Origin of the sequence: Tabrizicola sp. TH137 (assembly GCF_002855575.1) — a bacterium.
Lineage (GTDB): Bacteria > Pseudomonadota > Alphaproteobacteria > Rhodobacterales > Rhodobacteraceae > Paragemmobacter.
In genome coordinates, this window is sequence record NZ_PKRQ01000006.1 from 259,329 (window position 1) to 272,014 (window position 12,686).

16 protein-coding genes are annotated in these 12,686 nt (G+C 67.7%); 12 read left to right on the forward strand and 4 right to left on the reverse strand.

The window, feature by feature from the left end:
- The first annotated feature begins 4 nt into the window (after positions 1 to 4).
- Entirely contained in the window at positions 5 to 907 is a 903-nt protein-coding gene (locus C0V75_RS18050; RefSeq protein ID WP_101922357.1) for a hypothetical protein, read from the forward strand.
- On the opposite strand, the gene C0V75_RS18055 is transcribed toward C0V75_RS18050, so the two are convergent.
- Genes C0V75_RS18055 through sctV form a run of 4 tightly spaced genes read right to left on the reverse strand, consistent with a single transcriptional unit; the run spans position 908 to position 4,911 of the window.
- Positions 908 to 1,585 (reverse strand): hypothetical protein, encoded by a 678-nt coding sequence (locus C0V75_RS18055; RefSeq protein ID WP_101922358.1) that lies wholly within the window; start codon positions 1,583 to 1,585, stop codon positions 908 to 910.
- Positions 1,578 to 2,024, reverse strand: coding sequence for a hypothetical protein (locus C0V75_RS18060; protein WP_101922359.1), 447 nt, complete (start codon positions 2,022 to 2,024; stop codon positions 1,578 to 1,580). Before C0V75_RS18060 ends, C0V75_RS18055 begins: the two co-directional genes overlap by 8 nt.
- Positions 2,021 to 2,803 (reverse strand): MotA/TolQ/ExbB proton channel family protein, encoded by a 783-nt coding sequence (locus C0V75_RS18065; protein ID WP_101922360.1) that lies wholly within the window; start codon positions 2,801 to 2,803, stop codon positions 2,021 to 2,023. The genes C0V75_RS18060 and C0V75_RS18065 overlap by 4 nt, the downstream gene beginning before the upstream one ends.
- Positions 2,800 to 4,911 (reverse strand): type III secretion system export apparatus subunit SctV, encoded by a 2,112-nt coding sequence (sctV, locus tag C0V75_RS18070; RefSeq protein WP_305791149.1) that lies wholly within the window; start codon positions 4,909 to 4,911, stop codon positions 2,800 to 2,802. The genes C0V75_RS18065 and sctV overlap by 4 nt, the downstream gene beginning before the upstream one ends.
- Positions 4,912 to 5,091: 180 nt before the next feature.
- Here sctV and C0V75_RS18075 point away from each other — a divergent pair, with 180 nt between their 5' ends.
- From C0V75_RS18075 to sctS, 11 genes are all read left to right on the forward strand, one after another.
- Positions 5,092 to 5,451 carry a hypothetical protein gene (locus C0V75_RS18075; RefSeq protein ID WP_101922362.1) on the forward strand — a complete coding sequence of 120 codons (360 nt, stop codon included), beginning with the start codon at positions 5,092 to 5,094 and terminating at the stop codon, positions 5,449 to 5,451.
- Between the two features lie 63 nt (positions 5,452 to 5,514).
- On the forward strand, positions 5,515 to 6,027 hold the full coding sequence (sctI, locus tag C0V75_RS18080; RefSeq protein WP_158241874.1) for a type III secretion system inner rod subunit SctI: 513 nt from the start codon (positions 5,515 to 5,517) through the stop codon (positions 6,025 to 6,027).
- Between the two features lie 6 nt (positions 6,028 to 6,033).
- On the forward strand, positions 6,034 to 6,828 hold the full coding sequence (gene sctJ / locus C0V75_RS18085) for a type III secretion system inner membrane ring lipoprotein SctJ (protein WP_101922364.1): 795 nt from the start codon (positions 6,034 to 6,036) through the stop codon (positions 6,826 to 6,828).
- Between the two features lie 33 nt (positions 6,829 to 6,861).
- On the forward strand, positions 6,862 to 7,494 hold the full coding sequence (locus C0V75_RS18090) for a hypothetical protein (protein WP_101922365.1): 633 nt from the start codon (positions 6,862 to 6,864) through the stop codon (positions 7,492 to 7,494).
- Positions 7,491 to 8,111 (forward strand): type III secretion system stator protein SctL, encoded by a 621-nt coding sequence (sctL, locus tag C0V75_RS18095; protein WP_101922366.1) that lies wholly within the window; start codon positions 7,491 to 7,493, stop codon positions 8,109 to 8,111. The genes C0V75_RS18090 and sctL overlap by 4 nt, the downstream gene beginning before the upstream one ends.
- Before the next feature lie 19 nt (positions 8,112 to 8,130).
- Positions 8,131 to 9,501, forward strand: coding sequence for a type III secretion system ATPase SctN (gene sctN / locus C0V75_RS18100; RefSeq protein WP_101922478.1), 1,371 nt, complete (start codon positions 8,131 to 8,133; stop codon positions 9,499 to 9,501).
- On the forward strand, positions 9,498 to 10,001 hold the full coding sequence (locus C0V75_RS18105; RefSeq protein WP_101922367.1) for a YscO family type III secretion system apparatus protein: 504 nt from the start codon (positions 9,498 to 9,500) through the stop codon (positions 9,999 to 10,001). Before sctN ends, C0V75_RS18105 begins: the two co-directional genes overlap by 4 nt.
- Positions 9,998 to 10,657, forward strand: a complete 660-nt coding sequence (locus tag C0V75_RS18110; RefSeq protein ID WP_101922368.1) for a hypothetical protein — start codon at positions 9,998 to 10,000, stop codon at positions 10,655 to 10,657. The genes C0V75_RS18105 and C0V75_RS18110 overlap by 4 nt, the downstream gene beginning before the upstream one ends.
- Positions 10,654 to 11,637 (forward strand): FliM/FliN family flagellar motor switch protein, encoded by a 984-nt coding sequence (locus C0V75_RS18115; protein ID WP_101922369.1) that lies wholly within the window; start codon positions 10,654 to 10,656, stop codon positions 11,635 to 11,637. The genes C0V75_RS18110 and C0V75_RS18115 overlap by 4 nt, the downstream gene beginning before the upstream one ends.
- A gap of 35 nt (positions 11,638 to 11,672) precedes the next feature.
- Positions 11,673 to 12,314 carry a type III secretion system export apparatus subunit SctR gene (gene sctR, locus C0V75_RS18120; RefSeq protein ID WP_305791150.1) on the forward strand — a complete coding sequence of 214 codons (642 nt, stop codon included), beginning with the start codon at positions 11,673 to 11,675 and terminating at the stop codon, positions 12,312 to 12,314.
- A 9-nt stretch (positions 12,315 to 12,323) separates the two neighbouring features.
- A complete protein-coding gene (sctS, locus tag C0V75_RS18125) occupies positions 12,324 to 12,593 on the forward strand; it encodes a type III secretion system export apparatus subunit SctS (protein ID WP_101922371.1) in 270 nt (89 codons plus the stop codon).
- Positions 12,594 to 12,686 lie beyond the last annotated feature (93 nt).

Consider the following 12,686-nt stretch of genomic DNA (forward strand, 5'->3'; position numbering starts at 1 on the left):
GGCCGTGCCCACCGTGCTAGCGACCCTCTTCCCCCTCCTGCGCGCCGCCGCCGCAGCCGAGATTGCCCGCGCCTTCGCACCGCAGGCCGACACCCCGCCCGACCTTCCCGTCCCGGCCGCCAAAGGACAGTCACCCGCCTCCCCGCCGCCGTCGGGCGCAGCCGCCGCTGTCCTGAACGCAGCCACCCTTCCCGCCACCGATCCGGGGCTCACCGGGCTTGCCGCCCCGCACCCCCTCTCGCCCCGGCTTTCCGGCCTGTCCGACCCGGCCTCGCCGAAATCCGGCCTTGCCCTCACTCCTCCCCCCCTGTCCGGCGAGGATCGGCCGGATGCGTCCGAAAGACCCGCCCGCCCCGCCACCACGGCACCCGTGCCAGCCACAACCGCGCCCCCCGATCCCGGCCCGGCGGCCCCGTCCCACCTCAAGGCCGCCTTTCCCGCCGCTCTGGACGAGGCGATGTCCTACGGCGCCTTCCCCTTCACCCTCGGCGGAACAGGGGCCTCTGCCGCCGCCCTCGTGATCTTCAACGCGGCGATGAGCCCGTCCTGGCCCCCTGCCCTGCGCCTTGACCCGCTTTCCCCCGAGTCGCAGCCCATCCGCCTCGCCGGCAGTCAGCTTGCGCAGATGACGCCTGAGGAAACCGCCGAATTCCTGGCGAGGATGGCCGCGCTCTTCGGGTTCCTGCTGCTGGTCAAGAAACGCCTGTCGCGCAGCCTTCGGGAAGAGAAGGAAAGCATCCTCGGCCTTTTCGCACTCTTCGGCGTGGCGATGGATACGCTGGTGAAAGGGATGCAACTGGCCTTTGACCTGACCGCAGAACAAAGGGCCCTCCTCGAAAGGGTGGCGGTCGAAACCGAAGGGCAACCCGCCGGCCTGGGTGGCCGGCGGCATCGGCTGAAACTCTGATCATCGCCAGCGCCGCCTCACCGCAAACAGCAGCCAGACCGACAGCGCGAGGCACAGCGCATTCCCCAGGACCCGCAGCCCGGCCATCCAGCGGGCCAATACCGACTGCCCCGCCGCCTCGACCTCCACCCCGCCCGCAGCACCTGCCACCGGCCCCGCCTGAAGCAACCGCAGCAGCGGCGGGCGGATCGACGCCGGGTCGCGCCCCGCCCGTATCGCCAGAAAGGCGGGGCTAAAGGCTGATACGCCGTCTTGCGGCACGTCGCGCCGCAGAACCTGCGGCACGGTCACCTCCGTCACCTGCATGCCGCGCTCTGCGGCCTTCGCGCGGAACGCGGCATGATGCTTAGCCGAAAAGACAAACACCACCGCCCGGCCCGGCCAGGGTTCGGGATGGTCGGCCAGCAGCGCCATCCCGTCCGCCCGTGGCACAAAGGCCCCGCCCGCCGTCAGTTCCACCACCAGAACCTCGGGATCGGGTCGCAGCCGCAGAAACAGCGCATCGCTCTGCGCCTTCCCCGAAAGAGGCACCGCCAGATCGGCGGCGATCACCCGCGCCGCCCCAGGCGCGCGGCCCGCCGCGCCGGACAGCCCCGCCGCCATCAGAAGGATCACCAGCACCACGACCAGATTCGCGCCGATATCGGCCGTTACGGCACCCCGCGCCTCCTCATCCACCGCAGGCCACCCCCCCGGCCACCAGCCTTGGCCGCGCGCAAGGTCCTGCCAGGCGCACCCGCCGCATCTCGGCCAAACCCGCACGCGACAGGGCGGTGTCCAGAAGAAAGGCACTATCCGCCGCATCCTCGGCGATGATCACCCAGACTTGCCCGTCCACCCCCCGCGCCCAATCCTCCACCACGCCGGCCAGCACGGCATCCAGCGGCACGCGAAGCGGCGCGCCGTCGCCATGCCGCAGAACCACCTCCTCCGCCCGCGCCAACACCAGCGAGACAGGCGCCGCACCGATCTGCGCACCGATCTCCGCTTCGGTCTCTGCGGCAAGTGTCCCGCGCAAGGCCTGAGATGTGATGCAAAGCAGCACGATCAGAACGGCGGCAAGGCTGAAGAACAGGTCGGTCGCCCCGATCTCCTCCCCCGCGCCGCCAAGACTCATGTCCGCGCCGCCTCGCGATCCACGAGAAGCACCAGCAGAAAGCTGCAACCTGCCGCGCCCACCAGACCGACCAGCGTCGTCTCGAAGGCCGTCGAAAGCCCTGCGATCACCTCGGTCAGCGCGCCCTCCCTCTGCCCCTCCGCAGCGAAAACATCCGGCAGGCTGCCCAGCGCCTCGATCAGCCCGGCGATCGTGCCCAGAAAGCCCAGCAGCGGCAGCATCGCCACAAGCGCCCGGATCAGCCGTTCCCGCGGGGCTGACAGGTGGCCCGTCGCGGCATCCGCCAGGGCGACAAGCGTCGCCGCAAGCGCAAGCGTGATGACGAAATGATAGGGCGACGAGGCCAGCAGCCGCGCCAGCCCCGGCGCCGTCAACACCAGCGCCGCGCAGAGACAGCCGGCAAGGACCGCCGCAAAGGGAAACAGCGCCAGCGTCGGCAGATGCCGCGCAGATCCCGGCATCAAGGCCAAGCCCGCCGCGGTTGCCGCCGCGACGAAGGGCCAGAACCCGAACCCCGCCAGATACTCGGCCCGCAACCCCGTGCTGCCGCAGACAAGGGCAAAGACCAGGATCGGCCACAGCCCGCAGAGCAGCCGCGCCACCGCCCCAAGCGGCGGCACCGCTGCGGACAGCACGAACAGGAGCAGCGCCCCCCCCGGCAGGGCGGCCAGCTCCGCGATCCGCGCCGCAGCAGCCAGCGCTTCGGGCATCAGCGCCAGGCCGATCCCGTAGAAGATCACCGCCATCCCCGACAGGACGATGGCAGCCCCCCGCCTCATCGCAGCTCGATCCGTTCCAGAGGCTGGATGTTCACCTGCGCCGTCAGTTCCTGGAAGGACAGAACCGCCAGATCGGGAAAGTCGCGCTCCACGATCTTGCGGAAGAACCGCCGGATATCCATCGGGGCCAGGACGACGGGCTTCATCGCATGACGGCTGAAATCGCCGATCGTTTCCTTCAGCGCGGCGATCAGGCGGCGATGCGCCTCGGGCGACAGCGCAAGATAGGAGGCGCCGCTCGTCTGCCGCACCGCGCCCCGGATCTCATCCTCCACCTGCTTGGACAGCAGATAGGCCGAAAGCACGCTCTGCCCGCCCGAGAATTTGTGCGTGATATAGCGGTTCAGTGCCGACCGGACATGTTCGGTCAACAGGATCGGGTCCTTCTCGCGCTGCCCCCATTCCACCAGCGCCTCAAGGATCGTCCGCATGTCGCGGATCGAGATATCCTCTGAAACCATCCGTTGAAGAACATCCGCGATGGTGATCACCGGCAGGGTCCGCGTTACCTCGCGCACCAGTTCGGCAAAGTTCGTCTCCATCTGCTTCATCAGGAACATGGTTTCCTGCACCCCGACGAATTCCCCCGCATGGGACTTGAGCGTATGCGCCAGGTGATAGGTCAGCATCGTGGGCAGGGTGAAAGTCTGGATGCCCGCGTTGCGCAGCACCGGCTCGTGCTTGGCCGGCACCCAGAGACTCGGGACATTCGGCAGGAAATCCTCGCCCCGCTCATGCGGGATCTGGAACATCTCAAGGTTCTGCACCGTCTCGCGCACCAGAAGATGGCCGGGGCGCGCCGTGCCCACCGCGACCGGAATCTCGTTCACCAGAATCCGGTACTGGTCCTTTTCCAGCGTATCGTTCAGCCGCAGGTGAACGCCGGGGAAGGGCACGCCCAGATCGAAATACAGCGCCCGCCGGACCTTCGCCACCTCGGCATCCAGCCGCTTGGGCTGGATATAGCCGCGCACGCTGGACGAGATATCCACGATCAGCGGCACGGTCAGGGCAAAGCTGACCGGTTCCACCTTCTCGACCGGTTCATCGTCATTGGCCGGAAAGCTCGGCATCGCAAGCGCGGGCGACCCGGCCGCCGCCAGCGCGGGCATGCTGCGGCCCTCGCTCTCATCCGCCCGGGCCTTGCGCTTTCGCGCGATATACCATCCGCCAAGACCGGTCACTGCGGCAAGGAACAGGAAGGTCAAGGGCGGGAACCCGGGGACCAGCGCAAAGCAGAACAGGATGAACCCCGCGATCATGAGCGCCTTCGGCTCATTCACCAGTTGCGCGCCGATATCGGTGCCAAGGTTCTTCGACTCGTCATCCGATGCGATCCGGGTGACGATGAACCCCGCCGTGATCGACACGAACAGCGCCGGGATCTGGCTCACCAGCCCGTCGCCGATCGTCAGCAGGGCATAGCGGTCCAGCGCATCGCCCATCGTCATCCCCTTCTGCGAGGTGCCGACAATGATCCCCCCGATCAGGTTGACAAAGATGATGATGATGGACGCGATGGCATCGCCCTTCACGAACTTCATCGCCCCGTCCATCGACCCGTAAAGCTGGCTTTCCTTCTCCAGCTTCGCACGCCGCGCCTTGGCGGTTTCAAGGTCGATCAGCCCGGCCCGCATGTCGCTGTCGATCGACATCTGCTTTCCCGGCATCGCATCCAGCGAAAACCGCGCCGAAACCTCGGCCACCCGTTCCGATCCCTTGGTGATCACGATGAAGTTCACGATGGTCAAAATCAGGAAGACGATCATCCCGACGACCAAATTCCCCTGAATCACGAAATTCCCGAAGGTCTCCACGATATGGCCCGCATCCGCCTCCAGCAGGATCAGCCGCGTCGTGGTGATCGACAGCGCCAGCCGGAACAGCGTGGACAGAAGGAGGATCGACGGAAAGGCTGAAAAGGCCACGATGTCATTCAGATAGATCGCCGCCATCAGCATCACGGCCGCAAGGCAGAGGTTGATGGCGATCAGGAAATCCACCAGCGCCGTCGGCAGCGGCATGATCATCATGAAGACGATGCAGACCAGAAGGATGGCAAGCACGAGGTCCTGCCGCTTCGACATCTTGGTAAGGAAACCTGTCACCCGTCACTCCCGCACAACGATCCGCGCGGGCGCGTGAATCGGCATCTTTGCCGCCAGAATGACCCCAAGCCGCCTGCCGCGGGGTATTGGTTGTCACACGCCGACGGAAAAAACTGTGCCACACCAAGGCCAAGCGGGGCCGCGACAGGCCTCCGGAAAACACAGGCATGGGGTGGCTGCGTGACCTTCCGCATCGGGACCGAAGATCTGCGACTGCTGGCCGAAATCGGCTTTCTCGGCATCGGCCGTGGCCGCGCGGCCGATGCCGCCGCGATCTTCGCCTTCCTGCGCCTCCAGCGCCCCGATCTGGAGGCGGGCCATGTCGGCGGGGCGCTGTCCGAACTGGCGCAGGGCCGCCCGGCCGAGGCGGCGGAAATGCTGCGCAACGCCCCGCAGACCGAATCCGTCCTCGCCTTCCGCGCGCTGGCGCATGGCCGGGCGGGCGACAGGCGCATGGCGCAGGAAATTCTGGGCGATCTCGGCTTCATGCGGGCCGGGATGGCGGTGATGGAAATCGCGGAAGGCGCGGCAAAGGGCTGACGCGGGTCGCGCCCGCGCCGCCGGTCCGGCGGAGCGGCTGATGTAAAGGGTATGGAGGTTCCGATGGGCATTTCACCGACAACCGGCACGCATCTCTGGAGCGTCCTTGAAACGGGGCAGGTCGGCAATGTGCCGATGCAGGTGCCGCCCGCGGAATATGACCGCTTCCAGCAGGCGCTGGAAAAGGCGGGGTTTCCCACCCGCACCACCCAGGTCGAGGCACCGGTCCGCATCGCGCAGCTCGATCCGCTCGGCAGCGCGACGGATGCCACCACGCCCGCCGACAACGCCAATGCCGCGAACCGTGCGGTGCAGGGTCTGGAACTCGACGGCGAAACCGACTCCGCGCCCGGCACCGGCACCACCATCCTCGAAGGTCTGGGCCAGTTGCGCGGCCTCTTCGACAGCCAGCTTGACGGCGTCGCCCAACGCTCCGCGATGACCACCCCCTATGACTCCATCGCGATGATGCAGCTTCAGGCCGAACTGGTGGAGTTTTCTCTGGTCGTGGACGTGACATCGAAACTCGCGGGCAAGTCCACGCAGGCGCTCGACAGCCTGATGAAGGGGCAGTGATCCACCGTGACCCGTCGCCTGACCGGCAGCCTGCACCGCGCTGTCCTGCTTTCCTCCGTCCTGCTGCTGGCGGCCTGTCAGTCGGAACTCTATTCCGGCCTGCCCGAACGTGACGTGAACGAGATGATGAGTGTCCTCCTCAACGGTGGCGTGCAGGCCGAAAAGGTCGCCGTTGACGAAGGCTTTGCCCTTCATGTCTCCAATTCCGACGTGCAGCTTGCGCTGGAAATCCTCAACGCCAACGGCCTGCCGCGCGGCGCCCGGGAGTCCATCGGTGCCGTCTTCGCCCGTTCCGGCATCGTCAGTTCGCCTTTCGAGGAACGGGTGCGCTACGTCTATGCCCTTTCCGAAGAGGTGGCCCGCACCATCCAGGAAATCGACGGCGTCCTCGTCGCGCGGGTCCATATCGTGATGCCCGAGGAACCGGCGCTGGGGGAACCGGCCGCCCCCTCCTCGGCCGCCGTCTTCATCCGCACGCGCGAAGGCTATGATCTGGAATACCTCACCCCGCAGATCCGCCGCCTCGTGGCGAATTCCATAGAAGGGCTGACCTTCGACGCCGTCACCGTCATCCTCGTCGAAGCCCGCCCCCCTGCGATCGCCTCGGATCGCGGCGAGGCGACGCTGCGCGATGTCCTGCCCGGCGTGCAGGTCCATATGGGATCGGTCGCCAGCTTCTGGGGCTGGTTCGGCGGCCTTGCGGGCCTTCTCGTCGCCGCCCTCGGCGCGGCGGTCTGGCTCGGCCTCGACCGGTTCGGGAAGGCCCGCCGCAGCGCCGCGGCCGAGGAACCCGCCGAATGATCGCCGCCGCCCTCATGACCGGGGGAAAGCCCCATGCCGCTTGACCATCCCCCCGCCGTCGGGCTTTTCCGCCTCGCCGAATGGCTGGCCGATCCGGCCGCCTGGCTTCCCGGCGATGGCGGCCTTCCTGCCGAACTTCGGGCGGAACTGGCCCAAAGCCCGGTCCTGCGCCCCCTTCTCAATGACTGGCTGACCGGACAGGCCGGCCTCGTCGCGCTTGACGGGGCCGCGACGCTCCTCGCCGAGCCGCATTCTCAGGAAGAGGTCGCGCTGGCCATCGCGCTCCTCACCGAACCCGAGGATCGGCTGCTGGACGTGGCCCGCTTCCTTGGCGCCGCGCTCTGGGCCGATCGGCTGCGCCGCACCCTTTTGCGCAGCGACCGCGACAGCCTCGCCGCCCGCCTCGGGGCCGAGGCGATGGCCTTCGGCCTGCGCCGCGCCCCCCTCCTTGCCAGGGCCCTGATGGAAAACCCGCTGGCGCAGACGGCCACCGATCCGCTGGCGGCAGGCTATGCCCTGTCTGGCGCCCTGGTCGCCCGGGCGCATCCCTGGCTCTTCCGCCTCTACCGCCTGCGCCGCCCCGACCTGCCCGATCCCATCCCCCTGACCGACCGTCAGGCCCAAGCCGCCTGGGCCATCCTCGCCCTGCGGGGGACGCTGGCATGACGCAGGTCTTCGCCCTTCGCCCGCTTGGCCTTGGCCTTGCCGCGCCGGACGGCATCATCCCGGCCGCCCTGGCCGACGCGATGACCGATGCCGACCGCATCCTCGCCCGCGCCCGGGCTGAGGCCGAGGCGATCCGCGCCGATGCCGTCGCCGCCAGAGAGGAAGAACGCCGCCGCGGCCATGCCGAGGGCCTGCGCCAGGCCCAGGCCGAAGGGGCCGCCTGGATGCATCAGGCACGGCAGGACCTCGACGCCCGCCTCGACCGCATCCAGATCGACCTTGCCGATGTGGTGGCCGCCTGCGTCAAGCGCATCGTCCTCTCCTTCGACGACCGGCAACTCGCCCTCGATACCGTCCGCTCCGCCATGGCTTCGCTGCGCAGCGAAAGGCGCCTCCAGCTTTTCGTCGCCCCGCAGGCCGAGGCGGCGATCCGTGCCGCGCTGCCCGCCCTCATGGCGGAGTACCCCGAAATCCAGTCGATCGACCTGATCGCGGATCCGGCGCTGACCCCGCCCGATGTCCGCCTGGAAAGCGAACTCGGCACCGTCACCTCGATCCTGAACGATACGCTGGCAGAGCTTGGCCGCCTGCTGCGCGGCACGCCGGGCGGGGCCTAGGATGGACGGTCCCTCCGGCATGCCCCCCCCTCTCTCCCCCGGCTGGGATGCGGCCAACGCCCTGCTCGCGTCCCGCATCGACGCCATCCCCGACCGGCTGGCCGGCAATGCCGGCAAGTTCGCGCCCTACCGCGTCACCGGCCGGGTGAAAAAGGTCGTCGGCACCATCATCCACGCCAATGCCCCGGCGGTGCAGGTCGGCGAACTCGTCCATCTCTACAACCGCGACACCGACCTCCGCCTTGCGGCCGAGGTGGTGGGTTTCCTCGGGCGCGAGGCGCTGCTCGCCCCCATCGGCGATACCCAAGGCGTCTCGCCCACGACCGAGGTCATCCCCACCGGCCGCGTGCAATCCGTCGCCGTCGGCGAAGGCCTGCGCGGCCGCGTGCTGGATGGCTTTGGCAATTTCGTCGATGGCCGGGACGATCCCTTCGTTCCCGACGCCCACTATCCCGTCTATCAATCCCCGCCCGACCCGATGAAACGGCGGATCATCGAACATCCCCTCTCGCTCGGCGTCCGCGCGCTCGACGGCCTGCTCACCTGCGGCGAGGGGCAGCGCATGGGCATCTTCGCCGCCGCCGGGGGCGGCAAATCCACCCTCCTCGCCATGCTGGTGAAGGGGGCGGATGTCGATGTCACCGTCCTCGCGCTCATCGGCGAACGCGGCCGCGAGGTGCGCGAATTCATCGAACATGACCTCGGACCCGAAGGCCTGAAGAAATCCGTCATCGTCGTCGCCACCTCCGACAAAAGCTCGATGGAACGCGCCAAGGCTGCCTCCGTCGCCACCTCAATCGCCGAATACTTCCGCGATCAGGGCAAGAAGGTCCTCTTCCTGATGGACAGCGTCACCCGCTTCGCCCGCGCCCAGCGCGAAATCGGCCTCGCCGCCGGCGAACCGCCCACGCGGCGTGGCTTTCCGCCCTCGGTCTTTGCCAATCTGCCGCGCCTGATGGAACGGGTCGGCATGAACGACAAGGGCTCCATCACCGCACTCTACACCGTGCTGGTCGAAGGCGACGACATGAACGAACCCGTTGCCGACGAAACCCGCTCCATCCTCGACGGCCACATCATCCTGTCGCGCAAACTCGGCGCCCAGAACCACTACCCGGCCATCGACATCCTCGCCTCGAAAAGCCGGGTGATGACCAAGGTCGCCTCGCGCGACCATGTGCAGATGGCGGGCAAGGTCAACGAATGGCTCGCGCTCTATGCCGAGGTAGAGCTTCTGGTGAAGATCGGCGAATACCAGAAAGGGTCCGACCCGCGCTCCGACCTCGCCATCGCCAAGCAGGACGCGATCCGCGATTTCCTGCGCCAGCCGACGACGCAGCTTGAAACCTTCGAGTCGACGCTCGAAAAACTGCGGGATCTCACGCGATGATCGGCCAGTTCCGCATCCTGGGCAAGGTCAAGGCCCTGCGCGAAGACAAGGCCCTCCGCGCCCTTCAGAAGGCCCGCCTCATCCTGCGCGAGGCCGAAGACCGGCTTGCCGCGCTCGAAGCCGAACTGTCCGACAGCCGCGCCACCCTGCCCGCCCGCGAACGCGCCCTCTTCCGGCCCGTTCTGGGCCAGACCGTCGGGATGCCCGCCATCGAGGATGTGAAGGAAAACGTCCTCGCCCTCCACCGCCAGCATCAGGAACTCGCAGACCGCCGCGACCGCGCCCGCGATCACGTCAAGCGCTGCGCTCAGGCGCTGGAGGCCGCCCGCAACGAATTGCGGATGCGCCAGCAGGACAGCGAAAAGATCGGCACCGTCACCGGCGAACTGGCCGAGGCGCTCGCCGCCGATCAGCTTGCCCGCGAAGAGGCCGAAATCGAGGATGCCTTCTCCCGTCCCCGCACGCGGCCCGGCACCCCTCCGCCCGAGGTGGCGGCATGAGCGTTCAAGGCCCCACCCCACCCGCCTCGCCGCAGTCGGCGCGCAGCCCGCAAGGTCAGGCCGATCTGGGAACCGCCCTGACGCCCGGAGGGCGCGACCCCCGGCACGGCCAGGCCCGCGACAGCAATCCCGGACAGGATGACCGCTTCGGACGCGCCCTGCAAAAGGCCATGGCCCAGACCCGTCCCACCGTGAAGGACGGGCCGGAAGACCTGCCCGCCCTTGCCGCGGCACCGCCGCCGCTGCCGCCCCTTCCCATGCTTTCCCCCGCCTCCCTCCCCGCCGCCGAACCCGCCCGCGCCCCGGTGGACAGCATCGCCGACCGGATCGACCGCTATCTGCGCGGCGCCGAAGGCGCGCAATCCCTGCGTCAGGGCGAAGCCATGGTGGTCCGCCTTCCGGCCAATGTCCTTGGCGTGACCGAGGTCAGCGTAAAGCTTCAGGGCGACGTCCTCCTCGTCAGCATCGGGATGCAGGCCGAAACCGCCGCAGCGGCCGGGATGCAGGCCCAGCTCGCCCTGCTGGGCCAGGCGCTTTCGCTGCGCCAGCCCCGGCATTCCGTCCGCCTTGCGCTGGAGGATGGCGACACAGCTGATCCGCGCGCCGAAACCGACCGCCCCTTCAATCCCCTGATGCCGAAGGGGCGCCTGGAATGAGAGACGAGGCCCGCCTCCCCATCGACCCGCTCCGCCTCTGGAACACGGCAGTGGCCGTGATGGCCGACGGCATCCCCTTGCCCCGGCGCGGCCGCGCCACGCTGGTCGTCACCGCCGAAGACCCACCGCAGACAGGACCCGTCTTCCTTCTGGACACCGCCGCCGGCCCCATCTTTGCCGAACTCCGCCACCTGCCGCTTGGGGCGATGACGCAAAGCGGGCTCGACATGGCCGCCCTCTCCCGCCTGCCGCCCGACCTCTCCGGGGCGATCCTGACTCATGCTCTGAACCTGCTTCTGGCAGAGGCGGGCGAAGCCGCCCGCGCCCGCCTCCGGTCGATCACCCGCAGCGAGGCCGCGCAGATGAAGGGCGAGGAACGGCTCCTCCTCCGGCTCGAAGGTCTGTGGCCTGAACCCGCCGAAATCGCCCTTCAGGCCGATCGCGCGGTATTCTCCACCCTGCTGCTCGACCTTCTTCCCGCCGCGCCGCACCGCCCCCTGCCCGATGCCTTGGCCGCCCGGATCACCCTGCCCTGCACGCTGCGCCTTGCCGGGCGCGACCTCGCACTGGCGCGCCTGCGCAGCCTTTCTCCCGGCGACATCCTTCTCCTCGCCACGGCGGCCCCGGTGCTGCACGCACCCCAGGCCGCCTTCGCCCTTCACCATGACGGCACCCGCTGGACCATAGGCCCCCTCGCCATGAACGACGACCTTCCCCCCGCCCCCCCGCTGGCCGACCAGACCGCCACCGATCTCGGCGAGGTTCCGATCCGCCTTTCCTTCGTTCTGGCCGATCACCTGCTGACGCTGGCCGATCTCCAGACCCTCACCCCGGGGGCGCATCTGCCGCTCGATCCGGTCCCCGCCACTGCCGGGCAACCGGTCCGCATCCTCGCCAATGGCCGACAGATCGGCGACGGCCATGTCGTCGAGGTGGAGGGGCAGCCCGCCATCCGCATCGCGCGGCTGTTCGGCGGCTGACAGCAGGGGTCTGGCATGATGCAAGGGTGCCCCGGATGATTGATCCGCTGAACCTTATCCTCGGCCTCGTGATCGCGGGACTCGTTCCCTTCATCGCGGTGGTCGCGACCTCCTTCATCAAGATTTCCATCGTCCTGCTTCTGGTGCGCAACGCGCTTGGCGTGCAGCAGATCCCGCCGAACATGGTGCTCAACGCGCTGGCAGTGATCATCTCGGGCTACATCATGGCGCCCGTGATCGTGGAAACCTTCAACATCCTCGTCGCCGGCAATTACAGCTTCGACAGTGTCGAGGCTGTGCAGGAAGCCTATACCGCCGCCAAGGTGCCGCTCATCTCCTGGCTCCAGCTCCATGCCGATCAGCGCGAACTGACCTTCTTCGTCGAGGCGGCGGAAAAGATCTGGCCGCCCGAACTCCTTGCCTATGCCACGCAGGACAATCTCGCCATCATCCTGCCCGCCTTCGTCGTCTCGCAACTGCGCGAGGCCTTCGAGATCGGCTTCCTCCTCTATCTGCCCTTCATCGCCATCGACCTGATCGTGTCGAACATCCTGCTGGCGATGGGGATGATGATGGTCTCCCCCATGACCATCTCGCTGCCCTTCAAGCTGTTTCTCTTCGTCATGGTGGACGGCTGGTCGCGGCTGATCCTCGGCCTGATCATGACCTATGTGTAGGAGCCGGAAATGTCCTCCGAAGACGCGCTGTTCTACCTGACCGAATCCATGATGCTCACGATGATCCTGTCGATGCCGCCCATCATCGTGGCCTCCATCGTCGGCATCGTCGTAAGCCTCATCCAGGCGCTGACGCAGGTGCAGGAACAGACCCTGTCATTTGCGATCAAACTGATAGCTGTCGCCGTGACCATCGTCGCCATGTCGGGCCTCCTCGGCGCGCAGATGCTCAACTATACATTAAAGCTTTTCGATGAATTCCCAAGGATCGTCGGCTGACGCCGCGCATCGCGCAAGTCATTAACAATAGTTAACAAAATGGCAAATCCCCGCGAGTCGCCCCGCCCTTCGGCGGCCGATGCGCTCCGGCAG

What these genes read in the sequence shown, in the direction of transcription:
- C0V75_RS18065 (WP_101922360.1), bottom strand. Translation starts at nt 2,803, where the DNA reads ATGAGGCGGGGGGCTGCCATCGTCCTGTCGGGGATGGCGGTGATCTTC.
- C0V75_RS18090 (WP_101922365.1), top strand. Translation starts at nt 6,862, where the DNA reads ATGCCGCTTGACCATCCCCCCGCCGTCGGGCTTTTCCGCCTCGCCGAA.
- sctN (WP_101922478.1), top strand. Translation starts at nt 8,131, where the DNA reads ATGCCCCCCCCTCTCTCCCCCGGCTGGGATGCGGCCAACGCCCTGCTC.
- C0V75_RS18115 (WP_101922369.1), top strand. Translation starts at nt 10,654, where the DNA reads ATGAGAGACGAGGCCCGCCTCCCCATCGACCCGCTCCGCCTCTGGAAC.
- C0V75_RS18110 (WP_101922368.1), top strand. Translation starts at nt 9,998, where the DNA reads ATGAGCGTTCAAGGCCCCACCCCACCCGCCTCGCCGCAGTCGGCGCGC.
- C0V75_RS18105 (WP_101922367.1), top strand. Translation starts at nt 9,498, where the DNA reads ATGATCGGCCAGTTCCGCATCCTGGGCAAGGTCAAGGCCCTGCGCGAA.
- sctR (WP_305791150.1), top strand. Translation starts at nt 11,673, where the DNA reads ATGATTGATCCGCTGAACCTTATCCTCGGCCTCGTGATCGCGGGACTC.
- C0V75_RS18060 (WP_101922359.1), bottom strand. Translation starts at nt 2,024, where the DNA reads ATGAGTCTTGGCGGCGCGGGGGAGGAGATCGGGGCGACCGACCTGTTC.
- sctL (WP_101922366.1), top strand. Translation starts at nt 7,491, where the DNA reads ATGACGCAGGTCTTCGCCCTTCGCCCGCTTGGCCTTGGCCTTGCCGCG.
- sctI (WP_158241874.1), top strand. Translation starts at nt 5,515, where the DNA reads ATGGGCATTTCACCGACAACCGGCACGCATCTCTGGAGCGTCCTTGAA.
- sctS (WP_101922371.1), top strand. Translation starts at nt 12,324, where the DNA reads ATGTCCTCCGAAGACGCGCTGTTCTACCTGACCGAATCCATGATGCTC.